17 protein-coding genes are annotated in these 20,394 nt (G+C 69.7%); 11 read left to right on the plus strand and 6 right to left on the minus strand.

The window, feature by feature from the left end:
* Positions 1–35: 35 nt before the first annotated feature.
* From dusB to M6444_RS15915, 4 genes are all read left to right on the plus strand, one after another.
* Positions 36–1,217 (plus strand): tRNA dihydrouridine synthase DusB, encoded by a 1,182-nt coding sequence (gene dusB, locus M6444_RS15900; RefSeq protein WP_298329457.1) that lies wholly within the window; start codon positions 36–38, stop codon positions 1,215–1,217.
* Between the two features lie 144 nt (positions 1,218–1,361).
* The gene (locus M6444_RS15905; protein WP_298329459.1) at positions 1,362–1,697 is read left to right on the plus strand and encodes a hypothetical protein; all 336 of its coding nucleotides are present in this window, start codon (positions 1,362–1,364) and stop codon (positions 1,695–1,697) included.
* 279 nt (positions 1,698–1,976) lie between these two features.
* Positions 1,977–4,691, plus strand: a complete 2,715-nt coding sequence (ppdK, locus tag M6444_RS15910; RefSeq protein WP_298329462.1) for a pyruvate, phosphate dikinase — start codon at positions 1,977–1,979, stop codon at positions 4,689–4,691.
* 124 nt (positions 4,692–4,815) lie between these two features.
* Positions 4,816–5,535 (plus strand): LPXTG cell wall anchor domain-containing protein, encoded by a 720-nt coding sequence (locus tag M6444_RS15915; protein ID WP_298329465.1) that lies wholly within the window; start codon positions 4,816–4,818, stop codon positions 5,533–5,535.
* A 119-nt stretch (positions 5,536–5,654) separates the two neighbouring features.
* Here M6444_RS15915 and lhgO read toward each other — a convergent pair whose 3' ends face one another.
* Entirely contained in the window at positions 5,655–6,860 is a 1,206-nt protein-coding gene (gene lhgO, locus M6444_RS15920) for an L-2-hydroxyglutarate oxidase (protein ID WP_298329467.1), read from the minus strand.
* A gap of 24 nt (positions 6,861–6,884) precedes the next feature.
* On the opposite strand from lhgO, the gene M6444_RS15925 reads away from it, so the two are divergent.
* Positions 6,885–8,114, plus strand: coding sequence for a deoxyguanosinetriphosphate triphosphohydrolase (locus M6444_RS15925; protein ID WP_298329469.1), 1,230 nt, complete (start codon positions 6,885–6,887; stop codon positions 8,112–8,114).
* Here M6444_RS15925 and M6444_RS15930 read toward each other — a convergent pair.
* Positions 8,084–8,914 carry a DNA-formamidopyrimidine glycosylase family protein gene (locus M6444_RS15930; RefSeq protein ID WP_298329472.1) on the minus strand — a complete coding sequence of 277 codons (831 nt, stop codon included), beginning with the start codon at positions 8,912–8,914 and terminating at the stop codon, positions 8,084–8,086. The two genes, M6444_RS15925 and M6444_RS15930, sit on opposite strands and share 31 nt — an antisense overlap.
* Before the next feature lie 194 nt (positions 8,915–9,108).
* On the opposite strand from M6444_RS15930, the gene M6444_RS15935 reads away from it, so the two are divergent.
* Together M6444_RS15935 and dnaG are read left to right on the plus strand one after the other, a co-directional pair.
* Entirely contained in the window at positions 9,109–10,110 is a 1,002-nt protein-coding gene (locus tag M6444_RS15935) for a type IV toxin-antitoxin system AbiEi family antitoxin domain-containing protein (protein ID WP_298329474.1), read from the plus strand.
* A gap of 91 nt (positions 10,111–10,201) precedes the next feature.
* Positions 10,202–12,097: a DNA primase gene (gene dnaG, locus M6444_RS15940; RefSeq protein ID WP_298329476.1), complete on the plus strand. Its 1,896-nt coding sequence runs from the start codon at positions 10,202–10,204 to the stop codon at positions 12,095–12,097.
* Positions 12,098–12,131: 34 nt separating this feature from the next.
* Here dnaG and M6444_RS15945 read toward each other — a convergent pair whose 3' ends face one another.
* Positions 12,132–12,707, minus strand: coding sequence for a Uma2 family endonuclease (locus M6444_RS15945; RefSeq protein ID WP_298329479.1), 576 nt, complete (start codon positions 12,705–12,707; stop codon positions 12,132–12,134).
* Positions 12,708–12,811: 104 nt separating this feature from the next.
* On the opposite strand from M6444_RS15945, the gene M6444_RS15950 reads away from it, so the two are divergent.
* Positions 12,812–15,712 carry a glycoside hydrolase family 2 TIM barrel-domain containing protein gene (locus tag M6444_RS15950; RefSeq protein WP_298329481.1) on the plus strand — a complete coding sequence of 967 codons (2,901 nt, stop codon included), beginning with the start codon at positions 12,812–12,814 and terminating at the stop codon, positions 15,710–15,712.
* Between the two features lie 18 nt (positions 15,713–15,730).
* Here the strand turns inward: M6444_RS15950 and M6444_RS15955 are convergent, their stop codons facing one another.
* Positions 15,731–16,156 carry a TA system VapC family ribonuclease toxin gene (locus M6444_RS15955; protein WP_298329483.1) on the minus strand — a complete coding sequence of 142 codons (426 nt, stop codon included), beginning with the start codon at positions 16,154–16,156 and terminating at the stop codon, positions 15,731–15,733.
* Complete coding sequence (locus tag M6444_RS15960) at positions 16,153–16,395, minus strand: ribbon-helix-helix protein, CopG family (RefSeq protein WP_298329486.1); 243 nt, start codon at positions 16,393–16,395, stop codon at positions 16,153–16,155. The genes M6444_RS15955 and M6444_RS15960 overlap by 4 nt, the downstream gene beginning before the upstream one ends.
* Between M6444_RS15960 and M6444_RS15965 the strand changes: the two genes are divergently transcribed.
* The 3 genes from M6444_RS15965 to xylB are packed head-to-tail and all read left to right on the plus strand — an operon-like array spanning position 16,396 to position 18,753.
* The gene (locus M6444_RS15965) at positions 16,396–16,671 is read left to right on the plus strand and encodes a hypothetical protein (RefSeq protein WP_298329488.1); all 276 of its coding nucleotides are present in this window, start codon (positions 16,396–16,398) and stop codon (positions 16,669–16,671) included.
* A 1-nt stretch (position 16,672) separates the two neighbouring features.
* Positions 16,673–17,320, plus strand: coding sequence for a DsbA family oxidoreductase (locus M6444_RS15970; protein WP_298329491.1), 648 nt, complete (start codon positions 16,673–16,675; stop codon positions 17,318–17,320).
* A gap of 50 nt (positions 17,321–17,370) precedes the next feature.
* Positions 17,371–18,753 (plus strand): xylulokinase, encoded by a 1,383-nt coding sequence (gene xylB / locus M6444_RS15975; protein ID WP_298329494.1) that lies wholly within the window; start codon positions 17,371–17,373, stop codon positions 18,751–18,753.
* Positions 18,754–19,128: 375 nt separating this feature from the next.
* Here xylB and M6444_RS15980 read toward each other — a convergent pair whose 3' ends face one another.
* Positions 19,129–20,379: an ROK family transcriptional regulator gene (locus M6444_RS15980; protein WP_298329496.1), complete on the minus strand. Its 1,251-nt coding sequence runs from the start codon at positions 20,377–20,379 to the stop codon at positions 19,129–19,131.
* Positions 20,380–20,394 lie beyond the last annotated feature (15 nt).

The following is a 20,394-nucleotide window of genomic DNA, read 5'->3' on the forward strand; positions in this document are numbered from 1 at the left end:
GCCGGTCGCTGCGATGAGGGAGAATGGGTGGCGACATGACATCGACCATCCCCGTTGCCCCCAGTTCGGCGACGCCTGCCTTTGACGGCGTGCCCACCGCGCTGCGTCTCGGCGAGCTGAGCGTCGATCCGCCGGTGGTCCTCGCGCCGATGGCCGGCGTCACCAACGCCGCGTTCCGCCGACTGTGTGCCGAGCAGGGCGCCGGGCTCTACGTCTGCGAGATGATCACCTCGCGCGGCATCGTGGAACGCGACGAGAAGACGCTGTCCATGCTGGTGTTCGCCGACGCCGAGGATGTGCGGTCGGTGCAGCTGTACGGCGTCGACCCGCACTACGTCGGCGAGGCCGTGAAGATCCTGGCCGGAGACTACGGCGTCGCCCACGTCGACTTGAACTTCGGCTGTCCGGTGCCCAAGGTGACCCGCAAGGGCGGGGGAGCGGCGCTGCCGTACAAGCGTGTCCTGCTCGGGCGCATCCTGCGCGCCGCTGTCGAGGCCGGTGAGCCGTACGGCATTCCCGTCACGATGAAGACGCGCAAAGGCATCGACGACGATGTGCTGACCTACCTCGATGCCGGCCGGATCGCCGAGGACGCCGGGTGCGCGGCCATCGCGTTGCATGGGCGGACGGCCGCGCAGCACTATGCGGGTGCTGCCGACTGGGACGCCCTCGCCCGGCTCAAACAGCACGTCAGCATCCCGGTGCTCGGCAACGGCGACATCTGGGAAGCCGCTGACGCGGTGCGAATGGTGCGCGAGACCGGAGTGGACGGCGTCGTCATCGGGCGGGGCTGCCTCGGGCGGCCGTGGCTGTTCCGCGACCTCGCCGCCGCGTTCGCCGGCGGGGCCGTTCCGCCGTTGCCCACGCTGGGCGAAGTCGCGGCCATGATGCGACGGCACGCGCAGCTGCTGGCCGACCTGATGGGTGAAGACCGCGGCCTGCGCGACATGCGCAAACACATGGCCTGGTACCTCAAGGGCTTCGTCGTCGGCCAACAGGTGCGAGCCGCGCTCGGCATGGTCAGCGGACTCGACGAGCTCGACCAGCTCCTGAGCGAGCTCGACCCGGATCAGCCGTTCCCCGTCGCCGAACTCGGTACGCCACGCGGGCGTCAAGGTACGCCGCGCAAAGTGGCCCTACCCGCCGGCTGGCTGGACGACCAGCACGGCGGGGACGACGAGCTCGCCGGCGCCGAAATCGGCATCTCCGGCGGTTGATCACACCAGGCGGCCGGGCGCATCGCGCCGTCGGGTGTCCTGATACGTGGTCATCACGTCGTGTCCTCGCGGTCCCCACGTTTATGCTGTGGCGATGACGGGCGGTCACGTCGCTCGTTTCAGCCGTGACGGAAGGACGGGCGGATGCCGGGCGCGGCAGTACTGAGCATGCAGGTCTCCGGCGTTGCGGCCGAGGCCCCGGTGGTGCGCGCCGGGCTACTCGACTGGGCGTCGCAGACCGCCGTCGACGTGCGCCCGGTGCTACAGACCGTCGCGATCACCGTCGCCGTCCTGTTCGTCATCTACAAGGCCGTGCAGTCGAAGTTCTCGTTCGGCACGATCATCGTCTCCGCGCTGGCCGCCGGGGTGTTCATCTGGGCGGTGTTCAACGTGACGACGTTGCGCGACACCGTCGGCGAGGACCTACCCGGCGGTTCGTCCAGCGGGTCCGAGCCGGGCGAATCCGAACCCGCCGACTGAGTTCCCCTGCCTGATGCACCTGTGGTGCTGAGGGACACCGTTTCGGCGTTCATCCGGTCCGGTCAGGTACGTACCAGTTCGTGTGCTGTGCATCACGTCACAGTCACGATGGAAACGGAGATCGCCCGCGGTCACGGCCAGGGTGACCGCCTGACGTGCGAGCCCACGCGACGATTGGTCCGAAAGTGGTCGAGGCGGGACAACTGCGCTGCTCACTAGGCTCCGCGTCACAAGTCGCGCAATGGTGCGCACGGGATCCGCACACAAGGGGGCCGGACAGTGACGCAGTACGTGTTCGACTTTTCGCAGGGCAGCAAGGACGACAAGGATCTGCTCGGAGGCAAGGGCGCGAACCTCGCCGAGATGACTTCGCTGGGGCTGCCGGTCCCACCGGGGTTCACCATCACCACTGAGGCGTGCCGGCACTACCTCGCGACCGGACGCGAGCCGGACGAACTGGCCGAGCAGGTCTCGGCCCAGTTGAGCGAGCTCGAGCGGCGCACCGGAAAACGCCTCGGCGACCCCGACGACCCGCTGCTGGTGTCGGTGCGCTCGGGCGCGAAGTTCTCGATGCCCGGAATGATGGACACCGTGCTCAACGTCGGGCTGACCGACGTGTCGGTGACCGGCCTGGCCCAGCGCTCCGGCGACGACCGCTTCGCCTGGGATTCCTACCGGCGCCTGGTGCAGATGTTCGGCGAGACGGTCCTGGGAGTCGCGGGCCACCACTTCTCCGAGGCGATCGAGGCCATGCAGGCCGACCGCGGCGTGGAGTCCGACGTCGAGCTCGGCGCCGAAGACCTGCGTGCGCTGGTGGAGCAGTTCAAGAAGATCGTCCACCGGGAGTGCGGCGAAGACTTCCCGCAGGACCCGCACCGCCAGCTCGAGCTCGCCGTGCGGGCGGTCTTCGACTCGTGGAACACCGAGCGTGCCCGCCTCTACCGTCGTCAAGAGCGGATCCCGGACGATCTCGGCACCGCGGTCAACGTCTGCACGATGGTTTTCGGCAACCTGGGCCCGGACTCCGGAACCGGGGTGGCCTTCACGCGTGACCCCGCGACCGGCGAGCAAGGGGTGTACGGCGATTACCTGCCCAACGCCCAAGGTGAGGATGTGGTCGCCGGTATCCGCAACACGCTGCCGCTGACCGAACTGGCCGAACTGGACCGGGCGTCCTACGACTCTCTGCTGGGCATCATGGCCACACTCGAACGTCACTACCGCGACCTGTGCGACATCGAGTTCACCATCGAGCGCGGCACGTTGTGGATGCTGCAGACCCGGGTCGGCAAGCGCACCGCCGCGGCGGCATTCCGGATCGCCGGGCAACTGGTCGACGAGGGCGTCATCGATGACGACGAAGCGCTGTCGCGGGTCACCGGCGCCCAACTCGCGCAGCTGATGTTTCCGCAGTTCGACCCGTCGGCCCAGCGCCAGGTGATCGCGCGCGGAATGGCGGCCAGTCCGGGCGCCGCGGTAGGCAAGGTCGCCTTCGACTCGGCGACAGCGGTGGAGTGGGCCGCTGCCGGTGCCGACGTGATCTTGGTTCGGCGTGAGACCAGCCCGGACGACCTGCAAGGCATGGTCGCCTCGCGCGGCGTGTTGACCTCACGTGGCGGTAAGACCAGCCACGCGGCTGTGGTGGCGCGCGGGATGGGACGCACGTGCGTGGTCGGGGTCGACGCGTTACGCCTGGACCCTGAGGCCCGTGCGTTCACCGTCGAGGGCGGCGAAACCGTCCGCGAGGGCGATGTGATCTCGATCGACGGCGGGACCGGCGAGGTCTTCCTGGGCCCGGTTCCGGTCGTGCCGTCGGCGGTGGTCGACGCGCTGCACGGCGAGCCCACGGCTGAGGGCGAGATCGACCCGGCGCGTCAAGAGGTCGTCGATGCCGTGTTGCGCTTCATGGACCACGCGGACCGGCGACGACGCATGGCCGTGCGGGCCAACGCCGACACCGCCGAGGACGCCGCCCGAGCCCGGGCGCTCGGCGCCGGCGGCATCGGGTTGTGCCGGACCGAGCACATGTTCCTCGGGCCGCGGCGCAAGATCGTGGAACGGGTCATCCTGGCCCGTACCGACGAGCAACGCCAGGCCGGCTTGGACGAACTGCGCCCACTGCAGCGGGACGACTTCGTCGGCATCCTCGAGGCGATGGACGGGCTGCCGGTGACGATCCGGTTGCTTGATCCGCCGCTGCACGAGTTCTTGCCGGACCTGACCGACCTGTCGGTGCGCGTGGCCGTCGCCGAGGCCAAGGGGGAGCGAGACGAGGAAGCCTCGGCCCTGCTGGCCGAGGTGCGCAGGCTGCACGAACAGAACCCGATGCTCGGAATGCGCGGCGTGCGGCTGGGCCTCATGGTGCCCGAACTGTTCCGCCTGCAGGTCCGCGCGATCGCCGAGGCGGCCGCCGAGCTGCGCGGCAAGGGGCGTGACCCGCGCCCGGAGATCATGATCCCGCTCGTCGCGGCGGTGCAAGAGCTCGAGGCCGTCCGCGACATGGCCGAGGCCACCGTGGCCGAGGTGGCGGCCGAGACTGGCGTCGACCTCTCATTCCCGATCGGGACGATGATCGAGCTACCGAGGGCGGCGATGACGGCGCACGCGGTGGCCGAAGCGGCCGAGTTCTTCTCGTTCGGCACCAACGACCTCACCCAGACGGCGTGGGGATTCTCGCGCGACGACGTCGAGGCGATGATCTTCCCCACTTATCTCGAACGCGGCGTGTTCGGTGTGAGCCCGTTCGAGTCGATCGACGCCGAGGGCGTCGGGCGGCTGGTGTCGATCGCGGCGTGGGAGGGCAAGGAGACCAGGCCGGAGTTGAAGCTCGGCATCTGCGGTGAGCACGGCGGCGACCCTGATTCGATCCACTTCTTCGAGTCGATCAAACTCGACTACGTCTCGTGCTCGCCGTTCCGGGTTCCGGTGGCTCGGCTCGAGGCGGGTCGCGCGGCTCTGACCAGCCCGCACGTGCGTCACGGTGAAAGTGCCTGAATCGTTATTGATCAATCTTGTGTCGGCGTGACCGGGTCGGTACGGTTCGGTCTGCTTCCATCGAGATCTCACCTTTGATACCTGAGAGGCCTTTGTGCGCCGCTTTGCCTACATTCGTGCACTCTTGCCCGCTGCCGTGATCGGGGCGTTCGCTCTGGGGACGCTGCCGGCCGCGGCCGACCATGCCGAGCCGGACCAGACCCTTGACGGCAACGTCAAGTCGTGTGAAGGGCTCGTTCCCGACGTGTTCTGGGAGGGCAGCCGGGACGTTCCGGACATCCTCGAGCACTCGTGGTTCACCGTCGACCTGTCCGATGACAACATGCAGCTCGACGTCGTGCTGACCGCTGAGGGCGAACGACTCGGCATCGACCTCGCGGTGCTGGTCAAGGGCGGTCCGCAGACGAACCTGTTCCTCGGCCCGGACCTCACGCACCTGCACGCGCCGGTGAACGCATCCGGAAAGCCCGCCCAGATCAGCAACTACACCGTCTGCAAGTACCACCCGGCGAAGCCGACGGAGACCCCGACCGAGACCCCCACCGGGACCCCCACCGAGACTCCGACGGAGACTCCCACCGAGACTCCGACGGAGACTCCCACCGAGACTCCGACGGAGACCCCGACCGAGACTCCGACGGAGACTCCCACCGAGACTCCGACCGAGACAGAGACGCCGAGCGCGACTCCGACGGAGACTCCGACACCGAGTCCCACCGAAACCGACGAGCCTGACCTGCCGGACACCGGCACCTCGCCAGCACTGCTGCTGATGGTCGGCCTGGCACTCGTGGGCGGTGCGCTCGCGATCCTGCGATTGCGGCGGACGGGCGCTCAGTCGTAATCCACCGAGAAACCCGCTGATCGGCCCAGCCCGTCGGCAGCTCACGCGACGTTCGTCGTGACAGCTGCCGGCGGGCTTTCGGCTGCTCGGACCGGGTGGCGGCGCGGCATCTCCGGGTGTCAGGCACCGCCGCGCAACTCGGCGACGACGTCGTCGGCGATGGCCAGGCTGGCGGTCGCCGCCGGCGAGGGAGCATTACGAATGCACATGATGCGGCCGCGACGGCTGACCCGGAAGTCGTCGACCAAGGTGCCGTCGGCATCCATCGCCTGCGCCCGGATACCTGACCGGGCCGGCACCAAGTCCCCGGCGTCGAGTTGGGGAAGGTAGCGCCGCGCCGCGGCAGCGAAGGCCCGCGGGTTCAGTGAGCTGTACATCTCCCGGATCGCCGTGCGGCGGTTCTGCCAGGCGAACCGGCGGAACGCGCCCCAGCCGATCAGCCTGCGGATTTCGCCGACGTCGATGTCACGGCGCCGGTACCCCTCGCGAGCCAGCGCCAGGACGGCGTTCGGGCCGACCATCACCTCGCCGTCGACGCGGCGGGTCAGGTGCACACCGAGGAACGGATAGCGGGGGTCGGGCACCGGATACACCAGCCCGCGCACCAGAGCCCGACGCTCGGGCCGTAGCAGCGCGAACTCGCCGCGAAACGGCACGATCCGCGGGAACTCGTCGGCGCCGGCCAGGCGAGCGAGGCGGTCGGATTGCAGGCCCGCAGCGACGACCACGTGATCAGCGGCGAGCGCGTCGCCACGGCGCGCATGCACCACGACCTCGGTCGCGGACTGATCGAATCCGCACACCTCGAACCCGGTGCGCACCTCAGCCCCAGCGGCGATGGCGTCGGCGAGCATCGTCGTCGCGATCTCGGCGAAGTCGACGATCGCCGTCGTCGGCGAATGCAACCCGGCTATCCCGCGGACATGCGGCTCCACCTCGGCCAATTCCGGCCCGGTCAGCAGTCGTACTCCCGGCACACCGTTGGCCGTCGCGCGCGCGTGAATGTCGTCCATCCGCTGCCGTTCACGCTCATCGAGCGCCACGAGGAGTTTGCCGCACGCGTCGTAGGTGAGCCCCTTCTGCTCGCAGTACGTTCGCAGCAGCCCGACCCCGCGGCGAGAGAACCGCGCCTTGGCCGAGCCCGGCGTGTAGTAGAGTCCGGCATGGACGACGCCACTGTTCCGGCTCGTCTGGTGCATCGCAGGTGCCGGCTCCTTCTCCAGCACCGTGACGCTCGCGCGTTCGTCGGTCTGGGTGAGTGCCCGGGCGATGGCCGCGCCGACGATCCCGCCGCCGACGACGACGTACCGCAGCGATGAGGACATGGTGCAGAGCGTAACCTCGCAGCCGTGACTACCGGGTATGACGAGGCCGATCGTGAACGATGGGCTCCTGAGCCGCCCAAGCGCGCTCGGCGCACCGCGTTCGAACGTGATCGCGCGCGGGTGCTGCATTCGGCGTCACTACGCCGGCTTGCGGCGAAGACCCAGGTCGTCGCACCTGGCAGCGACGACTTCGTGCGCAACCGACTCACGCATTCGCTCGAGGTAGCGCAGGTCGGCCGCGAGCTCGGCAAGGCGCTGGGGTGCGACCCCGACGTCGTCGATGCCGCCTGCCTCGCCCACGATCTCGGGCATCCGCCGTTCGGGCACAACGGCGAAGAGGTGCTCGACGAGATCGCGGCGAACATCGGCGGGTTCGAAGGCAACGCCCAGACGCTGCGCCTACTGACCAGGCTGGAGGCGAAAGCAGCGCACCCGGACGGTCGCTCGGCCGGGCTCAACCTCACCCGGGCCGGTCTCGACGCCGCGACCAAGTACCCGTGGCGGCGTGCGGCCGCCGACGGCCCGAAGTTCGGCGTCTACGACGACGACGCCGAAGTGTTCGAGTGGCTGCGCAGTGGTTCGAACGGCCGCCGACGGTGCCTGGAAGCGCAGGTCATGGACTTCGCCGACGACGTCGCCTACAGCGTGCACGACGTGGAGGACGCCGTGGTCGCCGGCCGGATCGACCTTGGTGCCCGGCTGGGCGACGCGGAGCAACGCGCGCGCGTGGCGGAGCTGACCCGGCAGTGGTACCTGGACGACGCGGACTCCGACGAGATCCTCGCCGGGCTGGACCGACTACGCGCGCTGCCGTACTGGGTCGGCGAATACGACGGTCGGTTGCGGGCGCTGGCGGCGCTGAAGGACATGACCAGCCAGCTGATCGGCCGGTTCTGCGACGCCGCCGAGCACGCCACCCATGCCCGCCACGGCAGCGGCCAACTGACTCGCTACGCCGCCGACCTCGAGGTGCCGCGCGACACTCGCGTCGAGGTGGCCGTACTCAAGGGCCTCGCGGCGGTCTATGTCATGACCGCCGAGGACCGGGCGCCGGTGTACCGCCGCCAACGCGAACTGGTGGAGGAGCTGGTGGCGACGTTGCGCCTGCGGGCGCCGGAAGGGCTGGAACCCAGCTTTAGAGAAGCGTGGCAGGCCGCGGGCGACGACGCGCACCGGTTGCGGGTGATCGTCGATCAAGTGGCTTCGCTGACCGACGGGTCGGCCTACACGCTGCACGCCCGGCTCGTCGGTTGAGCCGGCTGGCAGCGCGGGCACCACACGGTCGCGCGACCGGCGACGCGACCGCGAGCCAACGACGCGCCACAGCGCGGGCACGAACCGCCGGGCTGGTCGCGGCGCCCGGTGAGCCACCCGGCATGGTCCGGTACTCGCCCCGTCGGCGACGCTTGGCGCAACGTCGTCATCATCCGGGCGTGCAGGCGCCGGTAGTCGGTGTCGCCCAGATCTGCCGTCGTGGTTCTCGGGTGCAGACGAGCGCGCCAGAGGATCTCGTCGACCAGGAGGTTGCCCAGGCCGGCGAGAACGGCCTGGTCCATGAGGGCCGCTTTGAGTTGACGGCGGGTCGGGGCCAGGCGTTCGGTGAACTCCTCCACCGTCACCGAAGCGGCATCGGGACCTGTCCGCGCCAACACACGGTCGACGGCGGAATCGTCGCCGGCGAGTCGGATGCCCTGCAGCTTGCGCATGTCGCGATAACGCAACTCACCGCCGTCGGTCACGAAGACGACGCGGTCGTGCCGGTGCCGCGCTGAGTCGTCGGTGACCCAGGTCAGCGCACCGGTCATGCCGAAGTGGAACAGGATGCTGGGCTCGGTGGACCGGTGGCGTCGGCCCGGCGCGCGCAACGGCGCGACGAGGTGTTTGCCGTGGCGCCGGGGTGTGGCCAGCACGGCGCCGTCCAGCCGGTCACGAAGTTCGGCGGCGCTGACGTCGCGCAGCACGCCGCCGTCCAGGACGTCGACCCGTTCGAGCGTGCGGCCCGCGGCGCGTCGCAGCGTCCGGCGGAACCCTTCGACGTCGGGGAGCTCCGGCATGGGGGAGACGTACCCAGCGCCCGTCGATGCGTGCGTGGCACGGTGAAGGTGACCACGTGGCACGCCGAATGTGAGTAAACGGGCCTGAAATGCCGGGTTTGTGGAACGCTTCAGCGTGCCACGCGACAGCGGCGCCACGAGCCTGTGGACAGCGATCTGCGCCGTCGGGTCCCGCTTCGGCATGCTGGCTCACCATGATCGGGATCCGCGGAGTTCACACCACGAAGGCGCTCGCCGCGCGCGGCATGTCGCCAGGAGCGCTGCGGCACGCGGTCGCCACCGGCTCGCTCGTGCGGCTTCGTCGCGGCGTGTATTGCGACGCGGAACTGTGGCGAGAATCCGAGGGCCGGGCGGCTGCCCGGCATGCCATCGAGGTCTGTGCGGCGTGGCATGCCCTCGGTGAACGAGGGTGGGCGGCCGGCTACTCCGCGGCGTTACTCGCTGACCTTCCCGTCCCTGCCGGACAACCGGGCGACGTGGTCTTCACGCTGCCGCGGCGCTGGCACGGCCGTCGTGCGCTGCCCGGCCTCCGATTGCGTACCGCCTCGGTCGAGCCGACCGACGTGACGGTGCTGCGCGCGGTACCCGCCGCGCGTCCGGCGCGTGCGGCGCTGGACGTGGCGCGGGAGTTCGGCTTCGCCGCAGGGTTGGCCGTCGCCGACGCAGGTCTGCGCCGCGGCGCCGTCGGTCCTGGTGAGCTGTCCGGCATCGCCGCGCGGATGGCGCGCTGGAGCGGCGGGCGGCAGGCATGCCTGGTCGGCGCGTGGGCGAACGGCGCTCGGGAGTCTCCGGCGGAGTCGTTGTCGTACGCGGCATTCGTCCAGGCCGGCATTGCGCTCCCGGAGTGCAATGCGTGGGTGCTCGGCTCCGGCGCCGGGGGCGTCCGGGTCGACTTTCTCTGGCGCCGGTTCCGGCTGGTCGGTGAGGTCGATGGTCGCATCAAATACACCGACCAAGCCTGGCGGCCGGCCGAGCGGGTCCTGGTGGAGGAGAAGCAGCGACAGCTACGCCTCGAGGAGGCCGGCTTCGTGGTCGTGCGGTGGACGGGAGCCGAAGCGATGTATCACCCGGACGTGGTGCTCGACCGCATAATTCGCCACGCCGCTCTCGCGGCGGATCGGCTCGGCGTGCCTGCGTTGACGATTCCGGCGCGTGGCACGGTGAAGGTGACCCCATGGCACGCTGAATGTGAGTAAACGTGCCCGAAATGCCGGGTTTGTGGAACGCTTCAGCGTGCCACGCGCAGCCGTGGCGTATCGACCGCGCGACGGACGTAGACTCAGCCGCGTGGCGGGACGCATCCGGGACGAAGACATCGCGACGGTGCGCGAACGGGCTCGGGTCGACGCGATCCTCGGCGAGTACGTCGCTCTGCGTAACGCCGGCGGTGGGTCGCTGAAGGGACTGTGCCCCTTTCACGACGAGAAGACGCCGTCGTTCCACGTCACCCCCCAGCGAGGCATGTGGTATTGCTTCGGCTGCGGCGAAGGTGGCGACGTCATCACGTTCGTGCAGAAGTACGACCAGCTGTCGTTCACCGAGGCCGTCGAGCGCCTCGCCGACAAGGTCGGTCTGCAGCTGCGTTACGAGGAGTCCACGGGTGGCAGCGCGCCGCGGCAGAACCGTGAACAACGCACCCGCCTCGTCGAGGCGCACCGAATCGCGGCGGAGTTCTATGCTGACGCGTTGGCGAGCTCTCCCGAGGCGGTGGCCGGCCGGCAGTTCCTCGACGAGCGCGGGTTCGACAAGAGCGCCGCTGAAACGTTCAGCGTTGGCTACGCCCCCAAAGGTGGCGAGGTCCTGCGCCGGCACCTGCGGCAGAAGGGCTTCACCGACGAAGAGCTGATCATGGCCGGGCTCGTGGCCCAAGGCCGCAACGCGCCGTACGACCGCTTCCGCGGCCGGTTGATCTGGCCGATCCGCGACCTGCTCGGCGACGTGGTCGGCTTCGGCGCGCGGCGACTGTTCGACGACGACCGCATCGACGCGAAGTACCTGAACACCCCCGAGACACCCATCTACAAGAAGAGTCACCTGCTCTACGGCGTCGACCTGGCGAAGAAGGAGATCGCTCGGACGTCGCAGGCCGTCGTCGTCGAGGGGTACACCGACGTGATGGCCTGCCACCTGGCCGGGGTGACCACGGCGGTGGCCACGTGCGGCACCGCTTTCGGGGAGGACCACGCCCGGGTGTTGCGGCGGCTGCTCCGCGACCAGGACGAGTACCGGGGACAGGTGATCTTCACCTTCGACGGTGACGCAGCGGGGCAGAAGGCGGCGATGCGCGCGTTCGAGGGTGACCAGCGCTTCGTCGGGCAGACCTACGTCGCCATCGATCCGGACGGGCTCGACCCCTGTGAGCTGCGCCAGCGCTCGGGTGATGCCGCCGTGCGTGAGCTGGTCGCGCGGCAACGCCCGCTGTTCGAGTTCGCCATCCGCACCATCGTCGAGGAGTTCGATCTCGACTACGCCGAAGGGCGAACGCAAGCACTGGAGCGGGCGGTGCCGCTGGTGGCGCGGATCCGCGACCGGGCACTGCGTGACGAGTACGCTCGCCGGCTCGCCGGCTGGGTGGGTGCACCGGACGAGATGTCGGTGGTGCGCCGGGTCCGTGGCTTGTCCGGCACCCCGCAGCGGACGTCGACGCGACCGGCACCGCCGCCGCTGGAGGGCCAGCAGGCTCTGGGCATCCCGGTGCACGGCAACGTCGACCCGCAGACGCTCGCGCTGGAGCGTGAGGTGCTACGGGTGGTGGTGCAGCGCCCGGCGCTGGCGGGGCCGACGTTCGACGAGATCGAAGCCGAGGCGTTCCTCTCACCGGTCTACCGCGCGGTGCGCGAGGCCGTGAGCGCCGCCGGCGGGTGTGCCACCCAGGCCGGCGGCCGGGAGTGGGTCGACGACCTGCTGAGTCGCGCTCCCGACGACGCCATCAGGCAGGTGCTGACCGAGCTCGCCGTCGAGGCCGTCCCCGCCGACGACGTGGCGCTGCCGCGCTACGTCGAGTCGGTGATCCTCCGCCTGCACGAGGTGTGGGTGTCTCGGCAGCTGGTCGCGCTCAAGGCGAAGTTGCAGCGTACCGACCCATCGGCCCAGGTCGAGGTGTACAACCGGCTGTTCGGTGAACTGATGGCCCTGGAGAAGCACCGTCGCGACCTACGTGAACGTGGCCTCGGCGTGACCTGAGGCCCCTTGTACCGGTCGCGGCGCGGGCGAGAACTCAGAGCTGGTCGATCTCGGTGAGGTCGATGTCGATGCCGAACGGCACAGTGAGCTTGAGCTGGTCGTGATGGATTCCGGTGACGGTGTAGGTGCGTGTGGCGGGATCGAGTTCGTGGACGTAGACGGTGAGCCGACCGTCGATGTTCTCGACTCGCCAGAAGTGCCGGATGCCAGCTTCGGCGTAAAGCTGCGGCTTGCGCTTGCGGTCGCGTTCCTGCGACTCGGCGGCGACGACCTCGACAGCGAGTACGACGTCTTCGGGCTCGTAAGTCGTTCGATCCATGCCGCTCGCTGCGGCGTCGACGACGACAATGTCGGGTTCTGGTCGCTGCCGTGGGCCGAGCGTGATCGTCATCTCGCGTCGTACCCGCAGCGACGCCGGAGCCGAACGGCGCAGCTTACCGGTCAGGAAATCAACGGCAATCGAATGAAACGCGGTCTGCGGGCTCTCGAAGACGAGACTCCCGTCGATCAGCTCGGTGTGTGGTGGCAGGTCGGGGAGCCGATCGAGATCGTCAGCGGTGAATCCACCGGGCGGCGGGCGCAACCAGTCGGGCAGCGGCTCAGCGCTCACGGCATCACCCGCTACATGGGGAACGTCTCCGGACATGATTCAGTATGACTCATCGGTCCGACAGCCGTCCGCCGTTGCCGAACGGTTCCGCCGGAGGAGTCTTCTTGCCCACAACCGCCCGCCACCTCGCTGATCATCGTCCCTCCGCCGGAACGTTGCCGCCGCGCGCCACGGCCAGCTCGGACGCACCGGCGATGTCACTGAACGGTACGTGGCGGTTTCGGTGGGCACCCACGGCGCACGAGGGGACCGACGGTTTCTGGCGCGAGTCGTTCGACGACTCCGCGTGGGCGCACCTGCCGGTACCGGCGCATTGGCAGCTGTGCGGCTATGGCGCACCGGCCTACACCAACATCGTCTACCCGTTCCCGCTCGACCCGCCGCGCCCGCCGGCCGAGAACCCCACGGGCGAGTACCGCCATGTCTTCAGCGTCCCGGTCGGCTGGGACGGGCATCGTGTGGTGCTGCGGTTCGACGGCGTGGACTCGCAGTTCACAGCGTGGCTGAACGGCACCGAGCTCGGTTTCGCGACCGGCAGCCGGTTGCCGTCGGAATTCGACGTCACCGAGCAGGTCCGCCTCGGCGAGCGCAATGTCCTGGCGGTTCGGGTGCATCAGTGGTCGGCGGCGAGTTACCTGGAAGACCAGGACATGTGGTGGCTGTCGGGGATCTTCCGCGACGTCACTCTGCTCGCGCGCCCGGTCGGCGGGATCGATGACGTTCACGTCCACGCCACCTACGACCACCGGACGGGCGCCGGCGGGTTGCGGGTCGACACCGTCGGCGCAGCGGCGACGCGGGTCGTCGTCCCGGAGCTCGGTATCGATGCCGCCGCCGGTGAAGAGATCCACGTCGCCGCGGTGGAGCCGTGGTCGGCCGAGACACCGCGCCTGTACGACGGCGAGGTCGTCACCGAAGCCGAGCGGATGCGGCTGCGGATCGGCTTCCGCACCGTCGAGGTGGCCGACGGGCTGCTGAAGGTCAACGGCCGGCGCATCCTGTTGCGCGGGGTGAACCGCCACGAGTTCCACCCCGACCGTGGTCGTGCCCTGACCGAGCAGGACATGATCGACGACGTGCTGTTGATGAAGCGGCACAACATCAACGCCGTTCGCACCAGCCACTATCCGCCGCATCCGCGCTTCCTCGATCTGTGCGACGAGTACGGCCTCTACGTCATCGACGAATGCGACCTCGAGACTCATGGGTTCGAGCTCGAAGACTGGCGGGCCAACCCGTCGGACGACCCGGCCTGGCGCGAGGCCTGTCTGGACCGCATGGCCCGGATGGTCGAGCGCGACAAGAACCACCCGAGCATCATCATGTGGTCGCTCGGCAACGAGGCCGGTACGGGTGCGAACCTGCGCGCCATGTACGCCTGGGCTCGTGACCGCGACCCGTCGCGTCCGGTGCACTACGAAGGCGACCACACCACCGTGTGCTCCGACGTCTACTCCCGGATGTACGCCCCCCACGCCGAGGTGGACGCGATCGGCCGGCGGGCCGAAGAGCCGCTCGACGACCCAGCCCTGGATGCCGCCCGGCGGGCGAAGCCGTTCATCTTGTGCGAGTACGCCCACGCCATGGGCAACGGCCCCGGTGGGCTGCTGGAGTATCGCGAGCTGTTCGAGCGCTACGAGCGGTGCCAAGGCGGCTTCGTCTGGGAGTGGATCGACCACGGCGTTCGCACCCGCGACGCGTCGGGGCGAGAGTACTTCGGGTACGGCGGCGACTTCGGCGAACCGCTGCACGACGGCACGTTCATCGCCGACGGCCTGGTCTTTCCGGACCGGACGCCGTCACCCGGACTGGTGGAGTTCGCGAAGATCATCGAGCCGGTACGCATCGCTGCCGACCCCGATGCGGGCACCGTCACGGTGACGAATCTGCGCGATTTCGCCGACACCGCCGACTTGAGCTTCAGCTGGCTGATCGAGGAAGAGGGGCACGAAATCGCGCGGGGTGACCTCGACGTACCCGTCGTCGCCGCGGGCGAGTCGGTGGCGGTCCCCGCGCCCGCGCAGCCGGACACGCATGGCGACACGTGGCTGACCGTGCGCGCGACGCTGGCGAAGGACACGGCGTGGGCGCCGGCCGGTCACGAGGTCGCGTGGGGACAGGTCCGGCTCGCCGCCGCGACCTCTTCGCCCACCGGAGTCGCGCCAGTGGGTGCGGCACGAATCGATCCGCCGGGGGTCGGCCCCGCGTCGTTCCACCCGGACACCGGGGTGCTGGTCAGTCTCGGCGGAATCGAGACCGAGGGTCCACGCTTGGAAGTCTGGCGAGCACCAACCGACAACGACAGCGTCCAGGCGGACAGTCCGGCGGCGTCGTGGCGCAAGGTCGGGCTGCACCGGATGCGCCACCGCACCGATGCGGTCGAAGTCGACGGCACCGCCGTGGTCGTGCGTACGCGGGTGGCCCCGGCCGGGCGTGCCTTCGGGCTCAACGCGACGTATCGCTGGACCGGCGTATCCGACGACGCCGTACGGCTGGAGCTGGACGTGGAGCCCGACGGCGTGTGGCCGGACCTTCCGTTGCCCCGCCTCGGGCTGCGTCTGGCCATTCCCGCGTCGTTCGACCAGGTGAGCTGGTACGGCTACGGGCCCGGCGAGGCGTACCCCGACACCCGGCAGGCCGCACGGATGGGCCGGTTCACCACGACCGTGGATGGTATGCAGACGCCGTACGTGCATCCGCAGGAGAACGGCCACCGTATCGATGTGCGGCGCGTGGAGCTGACCGATGCGCACACCGGAGCAGGTATCGGTTTCGACGGCGACCCGTCGTTCGGTTTCACGGTGCGGCGCTGGACCAGCGAGGCGCTGGATGCCGCAGCGCATCCGGTGGACCTGGTGCGCAGCGCCCGGCTGTACGTCAACCTCGACATCGCCCAGCACGGGATCGGCAGCGGATCGTGCGGTCCCGGCCCGTTGCCGCGGTACGTCCTGCGCCCACGGGCCGCGCAGCTGGCCGTGGTGTTCCGGGTGATCGCGGCACGCTGAGCTGCCGACGGCGCACGGTCACCACGGTGGCTGCCAGTCGAGGCCGTCGACACGCTTGAAGAACCGGTCCGTGCTGACGAACGTCGCGTCGTTCTCCAGCGCCAGCGCGGCGTGGTAGCAGTCCGGCACGACGTCGCCGGTCGCACCGAGCCGCATGCATAACGAGCGGAATATGTCCCAGTGCCGGCCCGCGGGGCGGACGGGAACGACGCCCTTGGCCCGCCGGAGGTCGTCTGCGCGTTCCACTACGTCGGCGCTGGTGAAAGCCCCGCCGGCGATGCGCGGGTGAGTGAGTACGCGGACTGCTCCACTCAAGATGAGTTCCGACACGCCGACGACGTCGGGTGCGGCCACGGCGTTCTCGAGCCACCGACGAGCGCGCTCGTGTTCGGGTGAATCCGCCCACCACGCGTGCACGAGCACATTGACGTCAGGGATGATCACGCGTCGTCGTCTTCCATGAGGTCGCGCATGGCCGCGTTGTCGTCGAGGGGTAGATCGTCGGCTGCCGTCGTGTCGCCTTTCAGCGGACGCACCCGGTAAGCAGACCGCTCGTCTGCTGCCTCGGCGAGGACCTTGCGTAGCGCCTCCTCGAGGATGGAGGTAACGGTGCGGCCCTCCTCGGCTGCCTTGACCCGGACCGCGCGATAGAGCTCGTCCGGGAGATTCACCGTCGTGCGCATATGCCTAAGCATATCAGCATCACCGTACTGACTGGCGGCGGAATAGCCGAGCACGCGGCGATGCTGATCTCGGTGAGCACACACGTCGCGCCTCTGGAGGTCAGGTTGGTCGAACACAGAGTCCCGGTCGAGCGGACCGGTCCGGACGAGAACGCCTCGGCCGCCATCGGCGCCGGCCTGATCCTGATCGACAGTTCGTCCGACTCCGGATCGGCGTGGTGTGCCGACGGCTCGTGCGCCATCGCGCCCTCGGCCGAGTCACCGGAAGGGCAGTGACGTGCTGATCGAGATCTGGTCCGACTTCGTCTGTCCGTGGTGCTACATCGGCAAGCGGCGTCTCGAGGCGGCGCTGAAGCAGTTCGAGCACGCCGATGACGTCGACATCATCTGGCGCAGCTACCAGCTGGATCCTTCGGTTGCTCCAGGCGCCACGGGCGACATGCACGAATACCTGCGCCGCAAGTTCGGCGACGCCGAGCGGGTACGGGCGATGACCGACCACGTCACAGCGGTGGCGGCTGGCGACGGGCTCGAGTATCACCTCGACCGCGCGAAGGTCGCCAACACCTTCGACGCGCATCGCCTCGCCCACCTGGCCCGTCGTCACGGCGCGGGGCCGGCCCTGCACGAACGCCTGATGTCCGCGCACCTGGTCGAGGGTGAGAACCTGGGCGAGCACGACACTCTCGTGCGGCTGGCCGGCGACGTCGGCGTTCCGGCCGACGAGTCCCGCCGGGTGCTGGCTTCCGATGAGTTCGCCGACGACGTCCGGGCCGAGATCCGTGAAGCCGCCCAGCTGGGCGCCAACGGCGTGCCGTTCTTCGTGCTGGGCCGCACGCACGGCGTCGCCGGTGCACAGCCGGTGGAGACGTTCCTCGGTGCGTTACGCGAGGCCTACAGCCGGGCGGCCGCGCCAGCGAACTAGCCGCCTGCCCCACTCCCGCGACGCGGTACGAACCAGGCATGATGACCCGCATGACTCTGGTGGCAGGAATCGACTCGTCCACACAGTCGTGCAAAGTCGTGCTCGCCGATGCCGAGTCCGGCGCCGTCGTCGGCACCGGTCGCGCCGATCACCCCGACGGCACCGAAGTCGATCCGCGGGCCTGGTGGGAGGCGCTGCAGAAGGCGGGCGACGGGCTGCTCGACCGCGCCGACGCTGTCGCCGTCGGCGGGCAGCAACACGGCATGGTCGTGCTCGACGCTGACGACGAGGTCGTGCGGCCCGCGTTGCTGTGGAACGACACCCGCTCGGCCGGTGCCGCGCGCGAGCTCACCCACGAACTCGGCGGGCCGCAGGCCTGGGCTGACGCCGTCGGGCTCGTGCTCGTCGCCAGCTTCACCGTGACGAAGCTGCGCTGGCTGGCGACGAACGAGCCTGCCAACGCCGCCCGTGTCGAGCGGGTCATGCTCCCGCACGACTACCTGACCTGGCAGCTGACCGGGCGCCCGACGCAAGCCACCACCGACCGCGGCGACGCGTCCGGCACCGGCTACTGGTCCGCGGCCACGGAGTCGTACCGGCCCGATCTGCTCGAGCTCGCCTTCGGTCGGAGTCTCGACGTGCCGCGCGTCGCTTCGCCGGCCGAGATCGTCGGCGTGACGCCGTCGGACGCGGTAGTCGCGCCCGGTACGGGCGACAACATGGGCGCGGCGCTGGGATTGACGCTCGAACCCGGCGACGTCGTCGTGTCGCTGGGTACGAGCGGCACGGTGTTCGCCGTCTCCGACTGGCCGGTGACCGACGTGACCGGCATCGTCGCCGGTTTCGCCGACGCCACCGGGCGGCACCTGCCCCTCGTGGCCACGCTCAACGCGGCCCGGGTGTTGTCGGCGACGGCGACGATGCTGGGGACCGACCTGGCCGGGCTCGATCGGCTGGCGATGCAGGCGCCGCCGGGTTCGGGCGGGTTGGTGTTCCTGCCCTACCTCGACGGTGAACGAACACCGGATCTGCCGGATGCCACCGGAACACTGACCGGCCTGACGCGGGCGAACATGACGCAGCCGATGCTGGCGCGCGCTGCGATCGAGGGCATGCTGTGCGGATTGGCCGACGGCGTGGACGCCTTGCGGGCCCATGACGTGGCAGTCGAGCGCATCGTGCTGGTCGGCGGCGCAGCCCAGTCGGCGGCCGTGCGGACCGTGGCGGCCGACGTCTTCGGGGTGCCCGTCGTCGTCCCGGCCGCCGCCGAGTACGTCGCCCGCGGAGCCGCCCGGCAGGCGGCGTGGGCGCTGGCCGGTACCGAGACGCCGCCGGAATGGCCGTTGGAGGTCGACACGACCGTCGAGCCCGAGGCCGACTCGGCCCAGATCCGGGAGCCGTACGCCGAGGTACGCGCTCGCCTGCACGGCTGAGCTACCTGTGGCTCGTAGCACTGACAGCGGGTGGTGCGCAGGCGCGCTGAGTGCGATCATGAGTCGCCTGCGGCGTTGGAGGGCCGGTGGTGGCTCATGATCTCCAGCGGCACAGGCCGTCGCGAGGCGAATTGTCGTGGTGATGGGCCTGAGGTTGCTGCGTGGCACGTTGAAGCGTTCCACAAACCAGGGCAAAGCGGGCGCGTCAGGTCACATTCAGCGTGCCACGTGGGTGCGGCGCACCGCGCCCGCGGGGCTCGGGGTTGGTGTCGATCGCGCTCATGAGTCGCCTGCGGCGTTGGAGCGCCGGTGGTGGCTCATGATCCCAGCAACACCGGCCGCCACGAGGCGAATCGCCACCGGGCTTCAGCGCTGTTAGCTGTCGTTCGGCGCCGTCAGCAGCGTGTCGAGTTGGGCCGGCGCGAGTGCGTGGTCGATGACCATCACCGCCGCGCCGATGATGCCGGCTCGGTCGCCGGTACGTGACTGCACGATGCGCAGGTGCTGGGTGGCCAACGGCAGGGAGCGGCGGTAGACGATCTCGCGGACACCGGCGATGAGGTGCTCGCCGGCATGGGAGAGCGAGCCGCCGATGACGATGACCGACGGGTTGAACAGGCTGACGGCGGCGGCGAGCACCTCGCCGATGTCGCGACCGGCCTGTCGGACGAGACGCAGCGCCTCGACCGAGCCGCCGCGGGCGAGTTCGACGACGTCGCGGCTGGATCTGGCCGGGATGCCGGCCGCGGTGAGGGCGGCGGCGATCGCCGCCCCGCTGGCGACCGCCTCGAGGCAGCCGGTGTTGCCGCAGCGGCACACGACGTCGTCGCTGTGCGGCAGCTGCAGATGCCCCATGTCGCCGGCGGCGCCTTGCGCGCCGCGGTGCAGCCGACCGTCGCTGATCAGGCCGCTGCCGATACCGGTGGCGACCTTGACGAACATCATGTGCGGAAAGCCGCGCCACTGGGTGAAATGCTCACCCAGCGCCATGATGTTGACGTCGTTGTCCACCAGAGCGGCCACGCCCAGCCGCTCGCGCAGGTAGCCCTCGACGTCGTAGCCGTCCCAGCCGGGCATGATCGGCGGATTCACCGGGCGACCGGTGGAGTGCTCCACCGGGCCGGGTAGGCCGATGCCGACACCGAGCAGGTCGCTGGGGCTGCGGCCGATGTCGTCGAGCAGGCTGTAGGAGTTGCGCACCACCCAGTCCAACACGTGGTCGGGCCCGACGGCGACGTCGAGTTCGTCGCGCCGCTCGGCCAGGACGTCGCCGGCGAGGTCGGTGATGGCCACGCGGCCGTGCGTGGCGCCGATGTCGGCGGCCACGGTGACCCGGGCGGAGGGGTTGAAGGCGAACCTGGTCGGCGGGCGCCCGCCGGTGGACGTGGCTTCGCCGGCCGGACCGATGAACCCGGCGGCCATCAAGGCGTCGACACGTTGCGCGATGGTCGAGCGCGCCAGGCCGGTGACCGCAGCCAGTTCGGACCTGGTACGCGGCATGCCGTCACGCATCAGCCACAGCAGCCCACCGGCACCTGCGACGGTCGCGCCCGTTGCCGGATCGGCCAGCAGGTCAGGAGGTGGAGCCGGCAGGCTGGCGCCGCCACCGACTGAATCTTCGAGCATCTAGTAAGTGAAACA

Origin of the sequence: Haloactinopolyspora sp. (assembly GCF_027324685.1) — a bacterium.
Lineage (GTDB): Bacteria > Actinomycetota > Actinomycetes > Jiangellales > Jiangellaceae > Haloactinopolyspora.

What these genes read in the sequence shown, in the direction of transcription:
- lhgO (WP_298329467.1), bottom strand. Translation starts at nt 6,860, where the DNA reads ATGTCCTCATCGCTGCGGTACGTCGTCGTCGGCGGCGGGATCGTCGGC.
- M6444_RS15930 (WP_298329472.1), bottom strand. Translation starts at nt 8,914, where the DNA reads ATGCCGGAGCTCCCCGACGTCGAAGGGTTCCGCCGGACGCTGCGACGC.
- xylB (WP_298329494.1), top strand. Translation starts at nt 17,371, where the DNA reads ATGACTCTGGTGGCAGGAATCGACTCGTCCACACAGTCGTGCAAAGTC.
- M6444_RS15905 (WP_298329459.1), top strand. Translation starts at nt 1,362, where the DNA reads ATGCCGGGCGCGGCAGTACTGAGCATGCAGGTCTCCGGCGTTGCGGCC.
- dusB (WP_298329457.1), top strand. Translation starts at nt 36, where the DNA reads ATGACATCGACCATCCCCGTTGCCCCCAGTTCGGCGACGCCTGCCTTT.
- M6444_RS15935 (WP_298329474.1), top strand. Translation starts at nt 9,109, where the DNA reads ATGATCGGGATCCGCGGAGTTCACACCACGAAGGCGCTCGCCGCGCGC.
- M6444_RS15965 (WP_298329488.1), top strand. Translation starts at nt 16,396, where the DNA reads ATGCCTAAGCATATCAGCATCACCGTACTGACTGGCGGCGGAATAGCC.
- M6444_RS15960 (WP_298329486.1), bottom strand. Translation starts at nt 16,395, where the DNA reads ATGCGCACGACGGTGAATCTCCCGGACGAGCTCTATCGCGCGGTCCGG.
- M6444_RS15980 (WP_298329496.1), bottom strand. Translation starts at nt 20,379, where the DNA reads ATGCTCGAAGATTCAGTCGGTGGCGGCGCCAGCCTGCCGGCTCCACCT.